A 19,842-nucleotide genomic window follows, 5' to 3' on the forward strand; every position below is an offset into this window, starting at 1 on the left:
AGGGCGGTATGACCGATGAGTGGAAGGCCTCTTCCGAGGTGAGCGGCAAGGATGATCGCAGTAGCTGGAAACTGCTGGAAAAGACCTTGCTGGCAGGTATTCAGGAGCAGCGTCGAGCGCGACGCTGGGGGATATTCTTCAAGCTGCTGACCTTCGTCTATCTGTTCGGGGCGCTGTTGATCTTCTCGCCGGTCATGGAGATGGGCGGTGATGGTGCGCGCGCTGAGAGCCATACGGCGGTCATCAATGTTCGCGGCATGATCGCCGATGAGGAGTCGGCCAGCGCCGATAACATCGTGGGCGCATTGCGCGCGGCATTCGAGGACTCCAACACCAAGGGCGTGATTTTGCGGATCAACAGCCCGGGGGGTAGCCCGGTTCAGTCGGGGTACGTGTATGACGAGATTCGCCGGTTGCGGGCCGAATACCCGGCGATCAAGCTCTACGCGGTCATCGCTGATCTGGGCGCGTCCGGTGCTTATTACATTGCCAGCGCCGCAGATGAGATCTATGCGGACAAGTCCAGCCTGGTTGGCTCGATCGGAGTGACAGCAGCGACCTTTGGTTTTGTTGATGCCATGCAGCGTCTGGGTGTGGAGCGCCGTGTCTACACCGCGGGCGAGCACAAGGCCTTTCTTGATCCATTCCAGCCGCAGAAGCAGGAAGAGACGCAGTTCTGGCGCGAAGTTTTGGCGACCACGCATCGTCAGTTCATCGACAGTGTGAAGAAGGGGCGTGGTGATCGGCTGCGCGACAGCGAGCACCCCGAGCTGTTTTCCGGTCTGGTCTGGTCCGGCGAGCAGGCGCTCGAGCTCGGCCTGGTCGATGGCTTGGGTAGCACCTCCTACGTCGCCCGCGAAATCATTGGCGAACCGGAACTCGCTGACTTTACGGTCAAGGAGTCGCCGCTCGACCGCTTTACCAAGAAGCTGGGTGCCGGCGTTGCGCAGGAGCTTGCAATGTGGATGGGGCTGCAGGGGCCTGCGCTGCGCTGATCCGATCGCTCAGGGTATCTCGAAGCCGGCGGCGTTGAGCATGTCGACCAGACGGATCAGCGGTAAGCCAATCAGGCTTGTTGCATCCGGGCCCTCGGTCGATCGAAACAGGCTGACGCCAAGTCCTTCGGCTTTGAAGCTGCCGGCACAGTCGTATGGCGTGTCTGCGCGCAGGTAGCGGTCGATCTGCGCGTCGCTCAACTGCTTGAAGTGAACGGTGAACGGGACGCAGTCCAGCTGCAGTGTTCCGGTCGCCGCGTCGAGCAGGGCAATGCCGGTGAGAAAGCGAACCGATGCGCCGCTCGCTGCGGAAAGCTGCCTGAAGGCTTCGGCGTGATTGCCCGGCTTGCCGAGAATCCGATTGCCAAGTACGGCGACCTGGTCGGAACCGATGATCAAGTGGTTCGGGTGCGTGTCGGCCAGAGCCATGGCTTTCTCGCGCGCCAGGCGGCGAACCAGTTGTTCGGCGGGTTCCTCGGGCGCTGGAGTTTCGTCGATATCGGGCGCGCAGCATTGAAAGGGCAATCCGAGTCGTTCAAGCAGTTCGCGTCTGTATCGTGAGCTTGAGGCAAGCAGTAGGGGTTGCATGGTTTCTCCTGGGTTTTTCCTCCTTATATATACGAGCGCGGTCGCGACTGCATGCGCTCGGTCGGCGGGGATGGAATTCCTTTGACAGCTCCGGGGCGCGACCCTAGAATGCCGCGCTTATGTTGAAAGGACCGATACCTCCGCACGTTGATCCGCGCAAGTTGGCCGACCGAGACGCAACGCTCGATGGAAACTTGCAGCTGTCTCAGCTGAAGCGGCTCGCCGATGCTCTGGAGGATGATGAAGGCCTCGCCCATGTTCGTCTCCATTTCGGACGTGATGAGCAGCGAGCCCTGATCATCCGCAGCGAGCTGGACGTTGACGTCAAAATGATATGCCAGCGTTGTCTGGGGCCGGTTGTTCTGCCTGTTCACAGTGAGTGCACTTATGCCGGTGTGAACGAAGGCGCGAGCAGTGACCACCTTCCCAGGGAGTATGACGTACTGGAAGTGGGAGAGGATCCGCTGGATCTGCTGGCGCTGATCGAGGACGAGCTTTTGCTTGCTCTGCCGATTGTTCCACTCCATGACCCTGAAATTTGCCAGCCGCCGGCTGGGCTCGATGAGCCTGAGTCGACAGAGGACGAGGTGACGCGGTCCAACCCGTTCAGCGTTCTGGCGCAGTTAAAGCGTGACCCAAACGTTTAGGAGTTGATCCAAAATGGCTGTTCAGCAGAACAAAAAATCCCGTTCCGCCCGTGACATGCGCCGTTCGCACGACGCGCTCGAGGCGAACGCCCTGTCCGTGGAAAAGAGCACTGGTGAAGTACACCTGCGCCACCACGTTTCCCCGGATGGTTTCTACCGCGGTCGCAAAGTGATCGACAAGGGCGCTGACGAGTAACTTGTCCGCTCCGATCATCGCGATCGATGCAATGGGCGGGGACATTGGTCCCCGCTGCATTGTTCCGGCCAGCATCTCCTGTCTGGCTGAAGACCCTGCGTTGCACCTGGCCCTTGTTGGCCAACCCTCCGTTATAGAAGAACTCATCGCACGATCTGGCTCGGTCGATCGGTCGCGGCTGCGTGTCGTGGCTGCTGATCAGGTCATCGGCATGGATGAGCGCCCCTCCCAAGCGCTACGCAGCAAGCCGCAATCGTCGATGCGTGTCGCCCTCGAGTTGTTGCGCGACGGCCAGGCCCATGCATTGGTCAGTGCGGGTAATACCGGAGCACTCATGGCGCTGGCTCGTCAGGTGCTGAAGACGCTGCCCGGTATCGACCGGCCCGCCATGGCGACTCTGTTGCCGACTTCACGAGGCGCCTGCTTGCTGCTTGACCTTGGGGCGAACGTGGACTGCGAGCCCGAGCAGCTTTACCAGTTCGCAGTCATGGGAGCAGCCGCGGCACAGTCGCTGGGTGTCGATAATCCACGTGTCGCCTTGCTGAACGTCGGGATCGAAGACGTCAAAGGCAATCAGCAGGTCAAGGCCGCTGCTCAGTTGCTTCAGCAGGCTGGGGAAAGTCTTAACTACCGAGGGTTCATCGAGGGTGATGGGCTTTATCGTGGCGAGGCGGATGTGGCGGTCTGTGACGGCTTTGTCGGCAATGTCGTGCTCAAATCCAGCGAAGGGCTGGCCGAGATGGTCATGGCGCGTGTGCAGGGGTTGTTCACCTCGTCCTGGCGCGGACGCCTGGTCGGAGCGCTGGCGCTGCCTTTGCTGCGTCGGCTGCGTGATGATTTCCGTCCTGCCAGATACAACGGAGCGAGCTTTCTCGGTGTACAGGGCGTGGTTGTCAAAAGCCATGGCTCGGCAGGGGAAGAGGGGTTCAAGGCGGCGATCCGTCGCGCGGCGCTGGATATCGAGCACGATTTGCCGGGGCTTCTGCGCATACGCCTCGATCAGCTGATGCGCCCCCATACGACCGCAGGCGGTGATGTGACTGCTTCCGGCGGTACGTCATCCAACTGAAATCGCTGTGTCTGCATGCAGGCGCATTCATTCGGAACCACAAGAGAGTCGCTCATGACTGCATCACTCGCTTTCGTCTTTCCGGGGCAAGGCTCCCAGTCGCTGGGCATGCTGTCGGAACTTGGCAGCCAGCAGGCCGTTATCCGCGATACCTTTGCCGAAGCATCGACTGTCCTTGGCTATGATCTTTGGGCTCTGACGCAGCAGGGGCCAGAGGCGCAGCTCAATCAGACCGACAAGACCCAGCCGGCTATCCTGACCGCTTCGGTCGCGCTGTGGCGTCTGTGGCTTGCCGAAGACGGTCCGCGCCCGGCATTCGTTGCCGGTCATAGTCTGGGCGAGTACTCAGCGCTGGTCGCAGCGGGCAGTCTGGGCTTTGCCGATGCGGTCAAGCTCGTCGAGTTGCGTGGTCAGCTGATGCAGCAGGCAGTCCCGGCCGGACAGGGCGGTATGGCCGCCATCCTCGGATTGGAAGACGCCGACGTGCTGGCGGCCTGCGCCGAAGCCGCGCAGGGTGAGGTGGTCAGCGCGGTGAATTTCAATGCCCCGGGCCAGGTCGTGATTGCTGGCAGCGCTGCTGCGGTAGAGCGGGCGATCGAGGCGTGCAAGGCGCGCGGTGCCAAGCGAGCCATGGCATTGCCGGTCAGCGTGCCCTCGCACTGCGAGCTGATGCGTCCTGCCGCCGAACGCTTTGCCGAGTCGGTGGCTGCGCTGGCCTGGCAGGCTCCGCAGATCCCGCTGGTACAGAACGTCAGCGCAGCGGTCGTTGCCGATCTCGAAACCCTGAAAACCGATCTGCTCGCTCAGCTCTACAGTCCGGTTCGCTGGGTAGAGTCGATGGTGGTGTTGGCGGATCGTGGCGTGACTGACGTCGTCGAATGTGGCCCGGGCAAGGTGCTGTCGGGGCTCAACAAGCGCTGTGTCAAGGGCGTCACCGCCTACAATCTGGACACCCCCGAATCTTTCGCCGCAGCTCGACAGGCGCTGGCGTAACCAAGGAGAAACACAATGAGTCTGCAAGGTAAGGTTGCCCTGGTCACCGGCGCTACACGCGGAATCGGTCAGGCCATCGCATTGGAGCTGGGGCGTCAGGGCGCAATCGTCATTGGCACGGCGACCTCTCCGGCAGGGGCTGAGCGAATTGCCGAAACCCTGAAGAGCAATGGCATCGAAGGTGCCGGCCTGGTGTTGGATGTAGGTGATGATGAGTCGGTGCGCTCGACGCTCGAGCATATCCAGCAGCATCTGGGGCAGCCCGCCATCCTGGTCAACAACGCCGGCATCACTCGCGACAACCTCATGCTGCGCATGAAGGACGACGAGTGGCACGACGTGATCAATACCAACCTCAACAGCCTGTATCGCCTGACCAAGGCCGTGCTCAAGGGCATGACCAAGGCTCGCTGGGGGCGGATCATCAATATCGGCTCGGTGGTTGGTGCCATGGGTAACGCCGGGCAGGTAAACTACGCCGCCGCCAAGGCTGGCCTGGAGGGGTTCGGCCGAGCGCTGGCGCGCGAAGTCGGTTCGCGGGGCATCACCGTGAACTCTGTGGCGCCCGGCTTTATCGATACCGACATGACGCGTGAGCTGCCGGAGGCTCAGCGCGATGCGCTGCTGGGGCAGATTCCGTTGGGCCGTCTCGGTCAGGCGGAAGAGATCGCCAAGGTAGTCGCCTTCCTCGCTTCGGATGGCGCTGCCTATGTGACCGGCGCTACGGTGCCGGTGAATGGCGGCATGTACATGAGTTGAGTGTGACGCCACGCGGGATGCGACAGTCTCACGGCTGTCTTTGTTCGCTAGCGATCACGGCAAATTTATAGACATAGGTTGGAAGCCGGGCCATGCTTGCCTGCTTCCAGCTTGAAATGCGGAAAACGCTTTCTATACACTACCGCGCAGACCAGCTGCCTGATTTTTCCATAGGAGTGAAAACAAGGTATGAGCACCATCGAAGAACGCGTCAAGAAGATCGTTGCTGAGCAACTTGGCGTCAAAGAAGAGGAAGTTACCAACAGCGCTTCCTTCGTCGAAGACCTGGGTGCCGATTCTCTTGACACCGTCGAGCTGGTAATGGCTCTGGAAGAGGAATTCGAAACCGAAATTCCGGACGAGCAAGCAGAAAAGATCACCACCGTTCAAGAAGCCATCGATTACATCAACGCGCACGCGCAGTAAGTTGTAATCCGGTTTCGAACGAAAGGAAAGCCGCACTGCCTTGCATGAGGTAGTGCGGTTTTTCTTTGATGGGCTATCGATAACGGGCCGAGTTCTGCGGCCGGGATAGCGCCCCGGCGCAGTGTTCGCCGGGCTCCGAGTAATCCAGGTATAGGAGAGTTTGCTGTGTCGCGTAGACGCGTCGTGGTTACCGGTATGGGCATGGTTTCGCCGCTGGGTAACGATGTGCCGAGCACCTGGCAGGGCATCCTGGCCGGTCGCAGCGGTATCGGCCTGATCGAACACACGGACTTGTCCGCCTATTCCACCCGTTTCGGTGGTTCGATCAAAGGCTTCGAGGTTGAGCAGTACTTGCCTGCCAAAGAGGCGCGCAAACTCGATCTGTTCATCCAGTACGGCCTGGCAGCCAGCTTTCAGGCGGTCCGTGATTCCGGTTTGGAAATCACCGATGCCAATCGAGAGCGCGTTGGCGTGGCCATGGGTTCGGGCATTGGTGGGCTGACGAACATCGAGAACAGCTGCCGTGCGCTCATCGATCAGGGGCCGCGACGGATTTCGCCGTTCTTCGTGCCCGGATCCATCATCAATATGGTGTCCGGCTTCCTGTCAATTCATCTGGGCCTGCAGGGACCGAACTACGCCATTGCCACGGCTTGCACCACCGGTACGCACTGCATCGGCATGGCGGCGCGGAACATCGCGTACGGTGAGGCAGATGTCATGGTAGCCGGTGGCTCGGAAATGGCTGCCTGTGGCCTGGGTATCGGCGGTTTTGCAGCTGCACGAGCTCTATCCACGCGCAACGACGATCCGGCCGCAGCCAGTCGCCCGTGGGACCGTGATCGGGATGGCTTCGTGCTCTCCGACGGTGCCGGTGCATTGGTCCTCGAGGAACTCGAGCATGCCAAGGCGCGAGGTGCGACGATCTACGCCGAGGTCATCGGTTTCGGCATGAGTGCCGATGCGTTTCACATGACCTCGCCGCCGGACGACGGTGCCGGCGCCGCACGCTGCATGCGCAGCGCGTTGAAAGACGCCGGAATCAACGCCGATCAGGTGCAATACATCAACGCCCATGGCACCTCGACGCCCGCTGGCGACATGGCTGAGGCCGCCGCGATTCGCAGCGTCTTCGGTGAGCACGCCTATCGTCTGTCGGTCAGCTCGACCAAGTCGATGGTCGGTCATTTGCTCGGTGCTGCGGGCGCGGTCGAGTCGATCTTCAGCATTCTGGCGATTCGCGACCAGGTGGCTCCGCCGACGATCAACCTGGAAAACCCAGACGAAGGCTGTGACCTGGATTTCGTGCCGCATCAGGCCAAACCGATGCCGATCGATGTTGCCGTGTCCAACTCCTTTGGTTTTGGCGGCACCAACGGCTCGCTGGTGTTCCGCCGGTTCTCCGAGTGAGCCTGTGCCGGGTGAACGGGCAGCCCGCCGAGGGGGTGCCCGTTCGCGACAGAGGCCTGGCCTATGGTGACGGGCTGTTCGAGACCATGCGTGTCCAGGCCGGGCAGCCGAAGCTGTTCGAGCGCCATCTGCAACGTCTGGAGCACGGGGTGGGGCGCCTGCGTATCCCTTGTGATCTGGATCGGTTGGCGCTGGAGGTTCGCCTGTTCGCGGCCGAGCTTGGCGAGGGTGTCGCCAAGCTGATAGTTACCCGCGGTATTGGTGAGCGCGGTTACGCGCCGAACGCCGGGGCGGAGCCGACGCGGATCCTGCTGGGTTCGGCATCGCCTAGCTATCCCGCGCATTATGCGCAGGACGGCATCGGCCTGTACCCCTGCGCGACCCGCCTGGCAGAGCAGCCGGTGCTCGCCGGTCTGAAACATCTGAACCGTCTCGAACAGGTAATGGCCAGGGCCGAATGGACCGATCCTGCATACGCCGAGGGCTTGATGCGCGACCTGGGCGGCAGGGTCATCGAAGGGGTTTTCAGCAATCTGTTTCTGGTTTGCGAGGGGCGCCTGCTCACGGCTGATCTGTCGCGCTGCGGCGTCGCCGGCGTGATGCGCGCGCACATTATCGAGCATGCCGCTCCTGCACTTGGCCTTCCGCTGGAGATTCGCGACCTCGAGTATGAGGAACTGCTCGCGGCTGACGAAGTGTTCATGTGCAACAGCCTCTACGGTATCTGGCCAGTTCATTCGCTCGATGCGCGTCGCTGGTCGCCCGGAGCGGTGACTCGTAAACTGCAGGCCGTTCTCGCTGATTCAACGAGTGGCACGTGATACGCAAGATTTCTCTTTCTCTCCTGGGCATGGCTGTGCTGGCCGGCCTTGTGCTCGGTTTTGCACTGTGGAAGCAGCATGCCGCGCTGGAGCAACCGCTCGCGCTGGATGAAGCCGTTTTGCTCGAGGTGCAGCCTGGCGATACGCCGGGCGGGCTGTTTCTACGGCTGGAAAACGAAGGGCTCCTGGACGACGCCTTCTGGTTGCGAATTTACTGGCGGCTCAATCTGTCCGGCCAGACCCTGCACAGCGGCGAATACCAGCTGACGCCGGGCATGAGCGTGCGAGACATGCTCATGCTGTGGCGCAAAGGGGAGGTGGTGCAGTACAGCCTCACGCTCGTCGAGGGCTGGAATTTCCGCCAGCTGCTGACCGCATTGCGGGCGCAAACGAAGCTGGAGCAGTCGCTCGCGGGCTTGGACGAGCGCGAGATCATGGCCAGACTCGGCAAGCCCGATCTGCATCCCGAGGGACAGTTCTTTCCCGATACCTACAACTACACCCGAGGTACCAGCGATCTGGACCTGCTCAAGCGTGCTGCGGCGCGCCTGGAGAGTGTGTTGCAGGAAGAATGGGAGCAGCGCGCCGAGGGCCTTCCCTACAAGGATGCCTACCAGGCGCTGGTGATGGCTTCGATCATCGAGAAGGAAACCGGCGTGCCACACGAGCGCGGCGAGATAGCCGGTGTGTTCGTGCGCCGACTGGAGCGCGGCATGCTGCTGCAGACCGACCCTACCGTGATCTACGGCATGGGCGACAGCTATCGCGGCCGCATCACACGCAAGGACCTGCGCACCCCCACGCCCTATAACACCTACACCACTGCAGGTCTGCCGCCCACGCCGATCGCGATGGTCGGTCGCGAGGCCATTCATGCCGCCTTGCATCCGGCACCCGGCAAGACGCTCTATTTCGTGGCGCGCGGTGATGGTAGCCACGTTTTCAGCGAAACCTTGAACGAGCACAACCGTGCGGTGCGCCAGTACCAGCTCAACCGTCGCGCCGATTATCGATCCAGCCCGGCTCCGAAACCGGCTCCGGCAGCCAGCGGAGAAGCCCAATGAGCGGCCTTTTCATCACCCTCGAGGGCCCGGAAGGCGCCGGCAAGAGTACCAACCGCGACTACCTGGCGGCGTTGCTCCGCGAGCACGGCGTAGACGTGGTGCTGACCCGCGAACCGGGTGGCACTCCGCTGGCCGAACGCATCCGCGAACTGCTGCTGGCACCGGCGGACGAGCCGATGGCCAGCGATACCGAACTGCTGCTGGTCTTCGCGGCCCGCGCCCAGCATCTGCAGCAGGTCGTGCGCCCGGCCCTGGCACGTGGCGCGGTGGTGCTTTGTGATCGCTTCACCGACGCGACCTACGCCTATCAGGGCGGCGGTCGCGGGGTGCCGGCCGAACGGATCGAATTGCTGGAAGACTTCGTACAAGGCGCGCTGCGTCCCGATCTCACCCTGGTGTTCGACCTGCCGGTCGAGGTCGGGCTGGCGCGTGCCGCTGCACGGGGCCGCCTGGATCGCTTCGAGCAGGAACGCCTGGAGTTTTTCGAGGCGGTGCGCAGTACCTACCTACAGCGCGCCGCTCAGGCTCCCGAACGGTATCGCGTGCTCGATGCCGCACAGCCGCTCGATGCGGTGCAGCAGAGGATCGCCGGGCTGCTGCCGCAGCTTCTGGAGCGTATCCATGGCTGAGGCGCTGCCCTGGCAGGAGCGGGTCTGGCAGCAGCTGGCCAGCCGCGAGCACCACGCCCATGCCTACTTGCTGCATGGGCCGGCCGGCATCGGCAAGCGGCTTTTCGCCGAGCGCCTGATGGCGCGGTTGCTCTGCCAGGCACCGCACGCCGGAGATGCCTGCGGGCGCTGCAAGAGCTGCCAGCTGCTGGCGGCACAGACGCATCCGGATCATTTTGTGCTCGAGCCCGAGGAGGCCGACAAGGCCATTCGGGTCGACCAGGTCCGCGAGCTGGTTGGCTTCGTCACACAGACCGCGCAGCTCGGCGGGCGCAAGGTGGTGCTGCTCGAACCGGCCGAGGCGATGAACCTGAATGCGGCCAATGCGCTGCTCAAGAGTCTCGAAGAGCCCTCCGGCGATACCGTGCTGCTGCTGATCAGCCACCAGCCCAGCCGGCTGTTGCCGACCATCAAGAGCCGTTGCGTGCAACAGGCCTGCCCGCTGCCGAGTACGCAAGAGAGCCTCGAGTGGCTCGCTGCGCGGCTCCCCGACCTGTCGCCGGAGGTCCGCCAGGATCTGCTCGCCCTGGCGGGCCATTCTCCGCTCAGGGCCGCGCGGCTGCATGCGCAGGGTGCGCTGGAGCAGCGCGCCCTGATCGTCGAAGGCGTGAAGAAGTTGCTCAAGCAGCAACAGGCGCCGAGCCAGTTGGCCGAAAGCTGGAACGCCGTGCCGCTGCCACTGCTGTTCGACTGGTTCTGCGAGTGGGCGCACCTGTTGCTGCGTTATCAGATGACCGGCGATGAAGCGGCGCTGGGCGCGGCCGATATGCAGAAGGTGTTGCAGTATCTGGCCGGCAAGTCGTCGCGCCCGGCCGTGCTCGGTATGCAAAGCTGGCTGCTCGAACAGCGCCAGAATGTGCTCGGCAAGGCCAACCTCAACCGTGTCTTGCTTCTCGAAGCACTGCTGGTCCAGTGGGCAAGCCTGCCGGGCAGCAGATAGAATCGACCGTCAACGCTGCAAGGGAGCACCGCATGAGCCTGCCTGCCAATCTTGGCCCGCGAAATGGAATCCTCTCGCTGACGATCAAGGACAAGTCGGTGCTTTATGCCGCCTACATGCCGTTCATCAAGCATGGCGGCCTGTTCATCCCCACCAACAAGAGCTACAAGCTCGGTGACGAAGTGTTCATGCTGCTCAACCTGATGGACGAGCCGGAGAAGATTCCGGTCGCCGGGAAGGTTGTATGGATCACGCCGAAGGGCGCGCAGGGCAACCGGGCCGCTGGCATCGGTGTGCAGTTCAACGAGGGTGACGCCACCGCGCGCAACAAGATAGAGACCTACCTGGCCGGCGCACTCAAATCCGATCGTCCGACCCACACCATGTAGGGCTCGCCATTGGCGCCGCCTGCCTTACAATCGCCGCTTTTCGTCGAACAGCGGTGTTTCAATGCTCGTAGATTCCCATTGCCACCTCGATAGACTCGACCTGGCGCAGCATGACGGCTCGCTCGATGCCGCCCTGCAGGCGGCGCGCGATCGTGGCGTCGGGCATTTTCTCTGTATCGGCGTCAGCGCCGACAATGCCGCCGCGGTCAAGGCGATCGCCGAGCGCTACGCTGATGTCGACTGCTCCGTAGGTATTCACCCGCTGGATCTGCAAGCCGACCAACAGCCGGCGCTCGATTGGCTGCTCGCCGAACTGGCGCACCCGCGTGTGGTGGCGATCGGCGAGACCGGGCTGGACTATCACTACGAACCGGATGCTGCGCCACGCCAGCGCGAAGCCTTTCGCCTGCATCTCGAGGCAGCGCGCCGGACCGGCAAGCCGGTCATCGTGCACACCCGGGAAGCGCGCGCCGATACCCTGGAGTTGCTGCGCGAAGCCGCCTTGCCCCAGGCCGGCGTGCTGCACTGTTTCACCGAAGATTGGGACATGGCGCATGCGGCGCTCGATCTCGGGTTCTACATTTCGCTGTCGGGCATCGTGACCTTTCGCAATGCCGATGCGCTTCGCGAGGTGGCGCGCCGGGTGCCTGCCGACCGCCTGCTGGTGGAAACCGACTCGCCTTATCTGGCGCCGGTGCCGCACCGTGGCAAGGCCAACCTGCCGCAGTATGTCTACGAGGTCGCGCGCTTTCTGGCTGAGCTGCGCGGCGAGGATTTCGAGGCGTTCGCCGGGCAGACGACACAGAATTTCAAGCGTCTGTTTCCGTTGGCGCGTCTCGAGCCTCCGCGGCACTGACGCCGGCCAGGCGACTGGGCCTGCACCCGCGGAAAACCGGGCGGCTGGGTCGCAGCTGGCGTTTTACCTGCGCGGCGGGTGATGACGTACAATGCCGCCGCTTCGCCTGGCCGGGTCCAGGCTCGCACGGCATCGGCCGCAAGCCCCTGTCATTTCTCCGCCGCCGCACTGGCGCGGCGATGTCTTCCCGTCACGGATAACGCAAGGTGACGTCCATGAACCGCGACACCCTACACGCCGGCCCGCTTCAGCGCGGGCTGAAGAACCGGCATATCCAGCTCATCGCGCTGGGCGGAGCCATCGGCACCGGGCTTTTCCTCGGCTCCGCCGGCGTGCTGCGCAGCGCCGGACCGTCGATGATCCTCGGCTACGCGATCGGCGGCCTGATTGCCTTTCTGATCATGCGCCAGCTGGGCGAAATGATCGTCGAGGAGCCGGTTGCCGGTTCCTTCAGCCACTTCGCCCATCAGTACTGGGGGCCGTTCGCCGGCTTCCTGTCAGGCTGGAACTACTGGGTGCTCTATGTGCTGGTCGGCATGGCCGAGCTGACGGCCGTCGGCAAGTACGTACAGTTCTGGTGGCCCGAGATCCCGACCTGGGTCACGGCGGCTGCGTTCTTCGTGCTGATCAACCTGATCAATCTCACCAACGTCAAGGCGTTCGGCGAAGCCGAGTTCTGGTTCGCCATCGTCAAGGTGGTGGCGATCATCGGCATGATCCTGCTCGGCCTGTTCCTGCTCTTCAGCGGCCAGGGCGGCGAGCAGGCCAGCATCACCAACCTCTGGAGCCACGGCGGGTTCTTTCCCAACGGCATCGAAGGCCTGGTGATGGCGCTGGCGATCATCATGTTCTCGTTTGGCGGTCTGGAATTGGTGGGGATCACCGCGGCGGAAGCCGCCGATCCGAAGACGGTCATTCCCAAGGCGATCAATCAGGTCGTCTACCGCATCCTGATCTTCTACATCGGTGCGCTGACGGTGCTGCTGGCGCTCTATCCCTGGGACAGCCTGCTGGAAACCCTCGGCTCGGCCGCCGACCCCTACAGCGGCAGCCCCTTCGTGCAGATCTTCTCGCTGATCGGCAGCGACACTGCAGCGCATCTGCTGAACTTCGTGGTGCTGACGGCCGCTCTTTCGGTCTACAACAGTGGCGTCTACTGCAACAGCCGCATGCTCTACGGTCTGGCGGAGCAGGGCGATGCGCCGCGTGCACTGCTCAAGGTCAACCGCCGCGGCGTACCGGTGCTGGCCATCGGGGTGTCGGCACTGGTGACCCTCGCCTGCGTGCTGGTCAACTACCTGGTGCCGCAGAATGCCCTGGAGCTGCTGATGTCCCTCGTGGTCGCGGCATTGGTGATCAACTGGGCAATGATCAGCCTGGCCCATCTGAAATTCCGCAAGGCCATGCAACAACGCGGCGTGGAGCCAAGCTTCAAGGCCTTCTGGTATCCGCTGAGCAACTACCTGTGCCTGGCTTTCGTCGCCGCCATTCTGGTCATCATGCTGTGGATTCCCGGCATCCGCATGTCGGTCTATGCGATCCCGTTCTGGGTGCTCCTGCTCTGGATGGTATTCCGCGTGCGCCAGGTGCGCGCGGCCTGAAGGGCGGGCGCCTGGCGGGCAGGTGACAAGCCGGCCGGCGTATCGCAGGATGGCGCTCTGCCTCGCATCGGCCGCCGACAGGATGGCCGATGCGCCATCCCTGTCGGAGAGTCCGCATGCGTGTCTTCTGGGTCCTTGTTCTGCTGGCCGGCTGGATCAGCCAAGCCGGCGCCGATGAAGCGAAACAGCTGATCGAGTCGATCAACCTCTACCGCAGCGAACCGCAACGCTGTGGCGAACGCTCCAGCGAGGAACTCCCGCCGCTGAGCGAGGACACCCGGCTCTCGCTGCCGGTTGAGGCGCCGGGCGACCTGCAGGAGCTGCTCGGGCGCGCGGGCTACCCCATGGTCAACGTCCAGGCGATCAGCCTGTCAGGCCCGCGCGACGCCCAAGCGGCCATGCGTGCGCTGCGTGAGAGTTTCTGCAAGGTCCTGCTCGATCCGCAGTTCGTCGATATCGGCGTGAGTCGGCTTCAGCGCGACTGGCGCATCACCCTGGCGCGCCCGCTGCTCGATGGGCATCTGGGTGATTCCGCAGCCGAAGGGCGCAAGATGCTCGAACTTCTCAACCAGGCCCGCTCCAGTGCGCGCCAGTGTGGCGACCAGCGCTTTGCCCCGGCGTCGGCGCTCGCCTGGAACGGCAGTTTGGCCGAGGCGGCCGGCGGCCATAGCCGGGCGATGGCCAACGACAATTTCTTCAGCCACCTGGGCCAGGACGGCCGCACGCCCGGCGATCGCGCCGAGCTGGCCGGCTATGAGGGGCGCCAGGTAGGGGAAAACATCGCGGCCGGGCAGGGCGATGCACGCAAGGTGGTCGATGGCTGGCTGGCCAGCCCCGGCCATTGCGCCAACCTGATGAACCCGCAGTTCCGCGATTTCGGTGGCGCCTATGCGGTTGATCCGCAAAGCGACGCGAACATCTACTGGACGGGCCTGTTCGGCGCCCCATGATCCGGCGGCCCGAACCGGGGCGCCTGGCCGGGCTCCAACGTCCAGGGCCGCACGTCGCGGCCGCCGCCGGGAGAAGCACATGACCGATCCAAAACACCCGCTCGAAGATGGCCTGACGCCAAAGGACTACGACGAATACGGCGATGTACCCGATTCAGCGGAAAACGCCGACGAAGACAAGCCTGATGTGCCTGACAGCCCTGGCGAAAGCCCGCTGGGCTGACGGTCTCGCGCTGCACGGGCTTCCCCCGGCAGGCGCGACCGGGCATGCTTGCCGCCCGCGCGAGGTCGCGCGGGCGTGACAGAGCAGGTGGACGATGAGAAAGAAAAAACCGCTGGACCCGGTCCGGCAGGCACAGAAGAACCGTGCGCACCGTATCGGCTGGCTGATCGCCCTGGTCGGCATCCTCTGTGGTTTCGCGCTGCTCGCGCTCGAGCCGGCGCGAGGGCTCTAGGCAGCCGGCGGGCAACGCGTCGTGCCGCTCAGCCCTGGCCAAGCGTGACGGGCTGAGTGCGCAGCTCCTGCCGCGCATGGCGGATGATCTGCACGGCAGCACTGATCGAGAGCAGGGCCATCAGGCTGGCGACGATCAGATCCGGCCAGCCGGAACCCGTACCGAACACACCCAGCGCCGCGAGCATCACGGCGAGGTTGCCCAGCGCGTCGTTGCGGCTGCACAGCCAGACGCTGCGCATGTTGCTGTCGCCCTCGCGATAGGCATAGAGCAGGGCGGCGACCAGCAGGTTGGCCAGCAGGGCGATGACGCCCACCACGCCCATGGTGGGTGCATCGGGCACGCTGCCCTCGACGAAGTTGGCGACCGCCATGCTCAGAATGAACACCCCGAAACTGCCCATGGTCACTGCCTTGGCCAACGAGGCCCTGGCGCGCATCGCCACGCCCAGGCCCAGTACCCAGAGGCTGACGCCGTAGTTGGCCGCATCGCCGAAGAAGTCCAGCGAGTCGGAGAGCAACGACACCGAGCCGGCATGCAGGCCCGCGCCGATCTCGACGAGAAACATGCCCAGGTTGATCGCCAGGGCGACCCACAGGATGCGCCGATAGCGGGCGCTCGTTGCGCCGCTGGTGTTGCTATGACTGCACGAACATCCGCTCATGTGGTGGCTCCAGATTACTGACCGGGGTTACGCTAAACCCTGTAGCCGCTACAGGGTCAAGCCATGCCATTGACGATTGGAAAGCTGAGCCAGCACACCGGGGTGAACGTCGAGACCATCCGTTATTACGAGCGCATAGGCCTGCTTGCACCGGCGGCGCGTACCGGATCCGGCTATCGCAGCTACCCCGATGAAGCCATTGGCCGCCTGCGTTTCATCAAGCGTGGCCGCGAGCTGGGGTTCTCGCTGGAAGAAATCCGCACCTTGGCCGGACTGGCGGAGAACCCCAGTCAACCCTGTGCCGAAGTCGACCGGCTGGTCCAGCACCACCTCGCCGAAGTCCGCCAGCGTATCGCCGACCTGCAGCGGCTGGAGGCCGAGCTGGCGCAGCTGGCCGGCTGTCACCGGAGTTCCGTGCGCGAGTGCCGCATCGTCGAGGCGTTGAGTGCGCCGGGGCAAAACTGAGCTATACGTTGATCGAACACTGGTTCGATAATCGGTCGACTTCGACAGGGAGCTTCACATGAGCGAGCACACACCAAGCAATCTACCCCTGGCTCGTCCGATCATCGCCTCGCCGGCCCGGCGAATCGAGGCGTTCACCGGCGATCCCGACTTCATGACCTCGCTGGCCCGTGGCCTGGCGGTGATCCATGCGTTCCAGGAGCGCAAGCGGCAACTGACCATCGCGCAGATCAGCCACCGCACCGAAATTCCCCGCGCCGCCGTACGGCGCTGCCTGCTCACGCTGATGAAACTGGGTTACGTGGCCACGGACGGTCGAACCTGGTCCCTGCTGCCCAAGGTCCTCACCCTTGGCCATGCCTACCTGTCTTCGACGCCCTTGGCGGTGACGGCCCAGCCGATCCTGGATCGCCTCAGCGATCAGCTGCACGAGGCCTGCTCGATGGCCACGCTCGAGGGTGACGAGGTGCTCTATCTGGCACGTTCGGCCACGCCGCAGCGGCTGATTTCGGTGGATCTGTCGGTGGGCAGCCGGCTGCCGGCCTATTGCACTTCGATGGGGCGGGTCCTGTTGGCCGGCCTGAGCGATGCGGCATTGGAAGACTACTTGGCGCGGGCCGATCTTCAGATCAAGACCAGCCGCACCCTGCACACGCCCGAGGCGCTGCGCGAGAACATCGCTGAAATCCGCCGCCAGGGCTGGGTGATCGTCGATCAGGAACTCGAGACCGGGCTGCGCTCGCTGGCGGTGCCGCTGCACGATTCGGCCGGCCAGGTACTCGCCGCGCTGAATGTCGGGACCCACGTCAGCCGGGTGTCGCGCAAGGAGCTGGAAACGCGGTTTTTGCCGGTGCTGTTGCAAGCGAGCGAAGAACTCAGTACCCGCCTGTTCCACTGACTCGCGCAAAACGTACGGGAATATCTGTTCGATAATCGAACGGTATGACCGATTACCGTATTGTTCGCCTGCGCCGTCTCTCGTTACCGTTTGGTCCACGCACCAAACCACGCGAGACCTCCCATGGCTGAATTGCTCACGCTCTCCGAGGCGATCCGTCGCTTCATCGGCGATGGCGACACCGTCGCCCTCGAAGGCTTCACCCACCTGATTCCTACCGCGGCCGCGCACGAAATCGTGCGCCAGGCGAAAAAAGACCTGACCCTGGTGCGCATGACGCCCGACCTGGTCTACGACCTGCTGATCGGCGCCGGTTGCGCGAAGAAGCTGATCTTCTCCTGGGGCGGCAACCCCGGCGTCGGCTCGCTGCACCGCCTGCGCGATGCGGTGGAGAAGCAGTGGCCGCAACCGCTGGAGATCGAGGAGCACAGCCACGCCGACCTGGCCAATGCCTACGTCGCCGGCGCCTCGGGCCTGCCGTTCGCCGTGCTGCGCGCCTATGCCGGCTCCGACCTGCCAAAGGTCAACCCGCTGATCAGGTCGGTCACCTGTCCGTTCAGCGGCGAAGTACTGGCCGCCGTGCCCAGCGTGCGCCCGGACGTCACCGTGATCCACGCGCAAAAGGCCGACTGCCAGGGCAACGTGCTGATCCAGGGCATTCTCGGGGTACAGAAGGAGGCCGCCCTGGCCGCCAAACGTTGCATCGTCACCGTCGAGGAAATCGTCGACGACCTGAATGCGCCGATGAACGCCTGCGTGCTGCCGACCTGGGCGTTGACCGCGGTCTGCGTGGTGCCGGGCGGTGCGCATCCGTCCTACGCGCACGGCTACTACGAGCGCGACAACCGCTTCTACCAGGCTTGGGACCCGATCGCCCGCGACCGCGAGGCGTTCATCGCCTGGATCGACAGCTACATTCGCGGCACGGCCGATTTCGCCGAGTTCCAGCAAAAGCTCGCAGGGGAGGCCAACTGATGAGCGCCTACAGCACCAATGAAATGATGACCGTGCCCGCCGCCCGCCGCCTGGGCAATGGCAGCGTCTGCTTCGTCGGCATCGGCCTGCCGTCCAAGGCCGCCAACCTGGCGCGCCTCACCCACGCCCCGGACGTGGTGCTGATCTACGAATCCGGCCCCATCGGTGCCAAGCCCAGCGTGCTGCCGCTTTCGATCGGTGACGGCGAACTGGCCGAGACCGCCGACACCGTGGTGCCCACCGGCGAGATCTTTCGCTACTGGCTGCAGGGCGGGCGCATCGACGTGGGCTTTCTCGGCGCGGCGCAGGTCGACAAGTACGGCAACATCAACACCACGGTGATCGGCGACTACCACAAGCCCAAGGTGCGCCTGCCGGGCGCCGGTGGCGCACCGGAGATCGCCGGCAGCGCCAAGGAGGTGCTGATCATCCTCAAGCAGTCGCACCGTACCTTCGTCGACCGGCTGGCGTTCGTCACCTCGGTCGGTTTCGGCGAGGGCGGCGAACATCGCAAGCAGCTCGGTCTGCCGGGCAAGGGGCCGGTGGCGATCATCACCGACCTGTGCATCATGGAGCCCGAGCCCGGCACCCATGAGTTCATCGTCACCGCGCTGCACCCGGGGGTGAGCCGCGAGCAGGTGATCGAGAACACCGGCTGGCCGATCCGTTTTGCCGAAGAGCTGGCCACCACCGAGGCGCCGCGCGCCGAAGAACTCACGGCGCTGCGTGCCCTCGAATCCCGCACGGCCGCCGCACATGGTCGGCCGGGAGGAGAAGAGTGATGCGCGAGGTATTCATCTGCGATGCGGTGCGCACGCCCATCGGCCGCTTCGGCGGCGCCCTGGCCGGCGTACGTGCCGACGACCTGGCTGCCGTGCCGCTGAAGGCGCTGCTCGAGCGCAACCCGGGGCTCGACCCGGCGGCGATCGACGAGGTGTTCATGGGCTGCGCCAACCAGGCCGGCGAGGATAACCGCAACGTTGCGCGCATGGCGGCTCTGCTCGCCGGTTTGCGGGAGACGGTGCCCGGCGTGACCCTGAACCGCCTGTGTGCCTCGGGCATGGATGCGGTAGGCACGGCCTTTCGCGCCATCGCCTGCGGTGAAATGGAGCTGGCCATCGCCGGCGGCGTGGAATCCATGTCCCGCGCGCCCTATGTGATGGGCAAGGCCGACACGGCGTTCGGCCGCAGCCAGAAGCTCGAGGACACCACCATCGGCTGGCGCTTCATCAATCCGAAGATGAAGGACATGTACGGCGTGGATGCCATGCCGCAGACCGCCGATAACGTCGCGGACGACTGGCAGGTCAGCCGAGCCGACCAGGACGCCTTCGCCCTGCGCAGCCAGCAGCGCACCGCCCAAGCGCAACGAGCCGGTTACTTCGCCGAGGAGATCGTCCCGGTGGTAATCAGAGGCAAGAAGGGCGAAACGGTCGTCGACACCGATGAGCATCCGCGCGCCGATACCAGCGCCGAAGCGCTGGCCAAGCTCAGGCCGGTCAACGGTGAGGCCAAGACCGTCACTGCCGGCAACGCCTCGGGCGTCAACGACGGCGCGGCGGCGATGATCCTGGCCAGCGCCGACGCGGTGAAGCGGTACGGGCTCACGCCGCGCGCCCGGGTGCTCGGCATGGCCAGTGCCGGCGTTGCGCCGCGGGTGATGGGCGTCGGCCCGGTACCGGCCGTGCGCCGCCTGTGCGAGCGGCTGAGCCTGGCCGTCGAGGACTTCGACGTGGTCGAACTCAACGAGGCCTTCGCCGCTCAGGCACTCGCCGTCACGCGCGATCTCGGCCTGCCCGATGACAGCCCCAGGGTGAACCCCAATGGCGGCGCCATCGCCCTCGGCCATCCGCTGGGCATGAGCGGTGCGCGCCTGGTGCTGACGGCGGTGCATCAGCTGGAACGCAGCGGCGGCCGCTTCGGCCTTGCGACCATGTGCGTCGGCGTCGGGCAGGGCCTGGCGCTGGCGCTGGAGCGCGTGTCCGGCCCGCTGGCGTGACCCCCAACTAGACT

General features: G+C 64.3%; 25 protein-coding genes. 23 read left to right on the plus strand and 2 right to left on the minus strand.

Annotation, left to right across the window (positions count from 1 at the left end; genetic code table 11):
* Nucleotides 1–8: 8 nt before the first annotated feature.
* Nucleotides 9–995 carry a S49 family peptidase gene (locus CL52_RS07175; RefSeq protein ID WP_043219396.1) on the plus strand — a complete coding sequence of 329 codons (987 nt, stop codon included), beginning with the start codon at nucleotides 9–11 and terminating at the stop codon, nucleotides 993–995.
* A gap of 9 nt (nucleotides 996–1,004) precedes the next feature.
* On the opposite strand, the gene CL52_RS07180 is transcribed toward CL52_RS07175, so the two are convergent.
* Nucleotides 1,005–1,583: a Maf family protein gene (locus tag CL52_RS07180; protein ID WP_043219398.1), complete on the minus strand. Its 579-nt coding sequence runs from the start codon at nucleotides 1,581–1,583 to the stop codon at nucleotides 1,005–1,007.
* 119 nt (nucleotides 1,584–1,702) lie between these two features.
* Between CL52_RS07180 and CL52_RS20595 the strand changes: the two genes are divergently transcribed.
* From CL52_RS20595 to CL52_RS21325, 17 genes are all read left to right on the plus strand, one after another.
* Nucleotides 1,703–2,230, plus strand: a complete 528-nt coding sequence (locus tag CL52_RS20595) for a YceD family protein (protein ID WP_074519864.1) — start codon at nucleotides 1,703–1,705, stop codon at nucleotides 2,228–2,230.
* Nucleotides 2,231–2,243: 13 nt separating this feature from the next.
* The gene (gene rpmF / locus CL52_RS07190) at nucleotides 2,244–2,426 is read left to right on the plus strand and encodes a 50S ribosomal protein L32 (RefSeq protein ID WP_041106089.1); all 183 of its coding nucleotides are present in this window, start codon (nucleotides 2,244–2,246) and stop codon (nucleotides 2,424–2,426) included.
* A 1-nt stretch (nucleotide 2,427) separates the two neighbouring features.
* Nucleotides 2,428–3,495 (plus strand): phosphate acyltransferase PlsX, encoded by a 1,068-nt coding sequence (plsX, locus tag CL52_RS07195; RefSeq protein ID WP_041106087.1) that lies wholly within the window; start codon nucleotides 2,428–2,430, stop codon nucleotides 3,493–3,495.
* A 54-nt stretch (nucleotides 3,496–3,549) separates the two neighbouring features.
* Nucleotides 3,550–4,488 carry an ACP S-malonyltransferase gene (gene fabD, locus CL52_RS07200; RefSeq protein ID WP_041106085.1) on the plus strand — a complete coding sequence of 313 codons (939 nt, stop codon included), beginning with the start codon at nucleotides 3,550–3,552 and terminating at the stop codon, nucleotides 4,486–4,488.
* A gap of 15 nt (nucleotides 4,489–4,503) precedes the next feature.
* Nucleotides 4,504–5,247, plus strand: coding sequence for a 3-oxoacyl-ACP reductase FabG (gene fabG, locus CL52_RS07205; protein WP_041106083.1), 744 nt, complete (start codon nucleotides 4,504–4,506; stop codon nucleotides 5,245–5,247).
* A 189-nt stretch (nucleotides 5,248–5,436) separates the two neighbouring features.
* Entirely contained in the window at nucleotides 5,437–5,673 is a 237-nt protein-coding gene (acpP, locus tag CL52_RS07210; RefSeq protein ID WP_003283670.1) for an acyl carrier protein, read from the plus strand.
* A 165-nt stretch (nucleotides 5,674–5,838) separates the two neighbouring features.
* Nucleotides 5,839–7,083: a beta-ketoacyl-ACP synthase II gene (gene fabF, locus CL52_RS07215; protein ID WP_043219408.1), complete on the plus strand. Its 1,245-nt coding sequence runs from the start codon at nucleotides 5,839–5,841 to the stop codon at nucleotides 7,081–7,083.
* 2 nt (nucleotides 7,084–7,085) lie between these two features.
* Complete coding sequence (pabC, locus tag CL52_RS07220) at nucleotides 7,086–7,904, plus strand: aminodeoxychorismate lyase (protein WP_043222998.1); 819 nt, start codon at nucleotides 7,086–7,088, stop codon at nucleotides 7,902–7,904.
* Entirely contained in the window at nucleotides 7,901–8,968 is a 1,068-nt protein-coding gene (gene mltG / locus CL52_RS07225; protein WP_043219413.1) for an endolytic transglycosylase MltG, read from the plus strand. Before pabC ends, mltG begins: the two co-directional genes overlap by 4 nt.
* Nucleotides 8,965–9,597 (plus strand): dTMP kinase, encoded by a 633-nt coding sequence (gene tmk, locus CL52_RS07230; protein ID WP_043219415.1) that lies wholly within the window; start codon nucleotides 8,965–8,967, stop codon nucleotides 9,595–9,597. The genes mltG and tmk overlap by 4 nt, the downstream gene beginning before the upstream one ends.
* The gene (locus CL52_RS07235; protein ID WP_043219416.1) at nucleotides 9,590–10,576 is read left to right on the plus strand and encodes a DNA polymerase III subunit delta'; all 987 of its coding nucleotides are present in this window, start codon (nucleotides 9,590–9,592) and stop codon (nucleotides 10,574–10,576) included. The genes tmk and CL52_RS07235 overlap by 8 nt, the downstream gene beginning before the upstream one ends.
* Before the next feature lie 32 nt (nucleotides 10,577–10,608).
* On the plus strand, nucleotides 10,609–10,965 hold the full coding sequence (locus CL52_RS07240; protein WP_041106075.1) for a PilZ domain-containing protein: 357 nt from the start codon (nucleotides 10,609–10,611) through the stop codon (nucleotides 10,963–10,965).
* 61 nt (nucleotides 10,966–11,026) lie between these two features.
* On the plus strand, nucleotides 11,027–11,821 hold the full coding sequence (locus CL52_RS07245; RefSeq protein ID WP_041106074.1) for a TatD family hydrolase: 795 nt from the start codon (nucleotides 11,027–11,029) through the stop codon (nucleotides 11,819–11,821).
* Nucleotides 11,822–12,036: 215 nt separating this feature from the next.
* Nucleotides 12,037–13,422 (plus strand): amino acid permease, encoded by a 1,386-nt coding sequence (locus CL52_RS07250; RefSeq protein WP_043219419.1) that lies wholly within the window; start codon nucleotides 12,037–12,039, stop codon nucleotides 13,420–13,422.
* A 116-nt stretch (nucleotides 13,423–13,538) separates the two neighbouring features.
* A complete protein-coding gene (locus tag CL52_RS07255; protein ID WP_043219421.1) occupies nucleotides 13,539–14,372 on the plus strand; it encodes a CAP domain-containing protein in 834 nt (277 codons plus the stop codon).
* Between the two features lie 79 nt (nucleotides 14,373–14,451).
* Nucleotides 14,452–14,595, plus strand: a complete 144-nt coding sequence (locus tag CL52_RS21320; protein ID WP_167650308.1) for a hypothetical protein — start codon at nucleotides 14,452–14,454, stop codon at nucleotides 14,593–14,595.
* A 94-nt stretch (nucleotides 14,596–14,689) separates the two neighbouring features.
* Complete coding sequence (locus CL52_RS21325; RefSeq protein ID WP_165563659.1) at nucleotides 14,690–14,827, plus strand: hypothetical protein; 138 nt, start codon at nucleotides 14,690–14,692, stop codon at nucleotides 14,825–14,827.
* A 28-nt stretch (nucleotides 14,828–14,855) separates the two neighbouring features.
* Here CL52_RS21325 and CL52_RS07260 read toward each other — a convergent pair whose 3' ends face one another.
* The gene (locus CL52_RS07260; RefSeq protein ID WP_043219424.1) at nucleotides 14,856–15,491 is read right to left on the minus strand and encodes a cation efflux transmembrane domain-containing protein; all 636 of its coding nucleotides are present in this window, start codon (nucleotides 15,489–15,491) and stop codon (nucleotides 14,856–14,858) included.
* 63 nt (nucleotides 15,492–15,554) lie between these two features.
* Here CL52_RS07260 and CL52_RS07265 point away from each other — a divergent pair, with 63 nt between their 5' ends.
* From CL52_RS07265 to pcaF, 5 genes are all read left to right on the plus strand, one after another.
* Nucleotides 15,555–15,956 (plus strand): MerR family transcriptional regulator, encoded by a 402-nt coding sequence (locus CL52_RS07265; protein WP_041106068.1) that lies wholly within the window; start codon nucleotides 15,555–15,557, stop codon nucleotides 15,954–15,956.
* A gap of 58 nt (nucleotides 15,957–16,014) precedes the next feature.
* On the plus strand, nucleotides 16,015–16,854 hold the full coding sequence (locus tag CL52_RS07270; protein WP_043219428.1) for an IclR family transcriptional regulator domain-containing protein: 840 nt from the start codon (nucleotides 16,015–16,017) through the stop codon (nucleotides 16,852–16,854).
* A gap of 123 nt (nucleotides 16,855–16,977) precedes the next feature.
* Nucleotides 16,978–17,829: a CoA transferase subunit A gene (locus tag CL52_RS07275; RefSeq protein WP_043219430.1), complete on the plus strand. Its 852-nt coding sequence runs from the start codon at nucleotides 16,978–16,980 to the stop codon at nucleotides 17,827–17,829.
* A complete protein-coding gene (locus tag CL52_RS07280; protein WP_043219435.1) occupies nucleotides 17,829–18,611 on the plus strand; it encodes a CoA-transferase subunit beta in 783 nt (260 codons plus the stop codon). Before CL52_RS07275 ends, CL52_RS07280 begins: the two co-directional genes overlap by 1 nt.
* Nucleotides 18,608–19,828, plus strand: coding sequence for a 3-oxoadipyl-CoA thiolase (gene pcaF / locus CL52_RS07285; protein WP_143008632.1), 1,221 nt, complete (start codon nucleotides 18,608–18,610; stop codon nucleotides 19,826–19,828). The genes CL52_RS07280 and pcaF overlap by 4 nt, the downstream gene beginning before the upstream one ends.
* Nucleotides 19,829–19,842 lie beyond the last annotated feature (14 nt).

This window comes from Stutzerimonas balearica DSM 6083 (assembly GCF_000818015.1).
In the GTDB taxonomy this organism is placed as follows: Bacteria; Pseudomonadota; Gammaproteobacteria; order Pseudomonadales; family Pseudomonadaceae; genus Stutzerimonas; species Stutzerimonas balearica.

Coding starts and splice junctions, on each gene's coding strand:
- CL52_RS07175 (WP_043219396.1), top strand. CDS start 9: ATGACCGATGAGTGGAAGGCCTCTTCCGAGGTGAGCGGCAAGGATGAT.
- CL52_RS07180 (WP_043219398.1), bottom strand. CDS start 1,583: ATGCAACCCCTACTGCTTGCCTCAAGCTCACGATACAGACGCGAACTG.
- CL52_RS20595 (WP_074519864.1), top strand. CDS start 1,703: ATGTTGAAAGGACCGATACCTCCGCACGTTGATCCGCGCAAGTTGGCC.
- rpmF (WP_041106089.1), top strand. CDS start 2,244: ATGGCTGTTCAGCAGAACAAAAAATCCCGTTCCGCCCGTGACATGCGC.
- fabD (WP_041106085.1), top strand. CDS start 3,550: ATGACTGCATCACTCGCTTTCGTCTTTCCGGGGCAAGGCTCCCAGTCG.
- fabG (WP_041106083.1), top strand. CDS start 4,504: ATGAGTCTGCAAGGTAAGGTTGCCCTGGTCACCGGCGCTACACGCGGA.
- acpP (WP_003283670.1), top strand. CDS start 5,437: ATGAGCACCATCGAAGAACGCGTCAAGAAGATCGTTGCTGAGCAACTT.
- tmk (WP_043219415.1), top strand. CDS start 8,965: ATGAGCGGCCTTTTCATCACCCTCGAGGGCCCGGAAGGCGCCGGCAAG.
- CL52_RS07235 (WP_043219416.1), top strand. CDS start 9,590: ATGGCTGAGGCGCTGCCCTGGCAGGAGCGGGTCTGGCAGCAGCTGGCC.
- CL52_RS07240 (WP_041106075.1), top strand. CDS start 10,609: ATGAGCCTGCCTGCCAATCTTGGCCCGCGAAATGGAATCCTCTCGCTG.
- CL52_RS07245 (WP_041106074.1), top strand. CDS start 11,027: ATGCTCGTAGATTCCCATTGCCACCTCGATAGACTCGACCTGGCGCAG.
- CL52_RS07250 (WP_043219419.1), top strand. CDS start 12,037: ATGAACCGCGACACCCTACACGCCGGCCCGCTTCAGCGCGGGCTGAAG.
- CL52_RS07255 (WP_043219421.1), top strand. CDS start 13,539: ATGCGTGTCTTCTGGGTCCTTGTTCTGCTGGCCGGCTGGATCAGCCAA.
- CL52_RS21320 (WP_167650308.1), top strand. CDS start 14,452: ATGACCGATCCAAAACACCCGCTCGAAGATGGCCTGACGCCAAAGGAC.
- CL52_RS21325 (WP_165563659.1), top strand. CDS start 14,690: ATGAGAAAGAAAAAACCGCTGGACCCGGTCCGGCAGGCACAGAAGAAC.
- CL52_RS07260 (WP_043219424.1), bottom strand. CDS start 15,491: ATGAGCGGATGTTCGTGCAGTCATAGCAACACCAGCGGCGCAACGAGC.
- CL52_RS07265 (WP_041106068.1), top strand. CDS start 15,555: ATGCCATTGACGATTGGAAAGCTGAGCCAGCACACCGGGGTGAACGTC.
- CL52_RS07270 (WP_043219428.1), top strand. CDS start 16,015: ATGAGCGAGCACACACCAAGCAATCTACCCCTGGCTCGTCCGATCATC.
- CL52_RS07275 (WP_043219430.1), top strand. CDS start 16,978: ATGGCTGAATTGCTCACGCTCTCCGAGGCGATCCGTCGCTTCATCGGC.
- CL52_RS07280 (WP_043219435.1), top strand. CDS start 17,829: ATGAGCGCCTACAGCACCAATGAAATGATGACCGTGCCCGCCGCCCGC.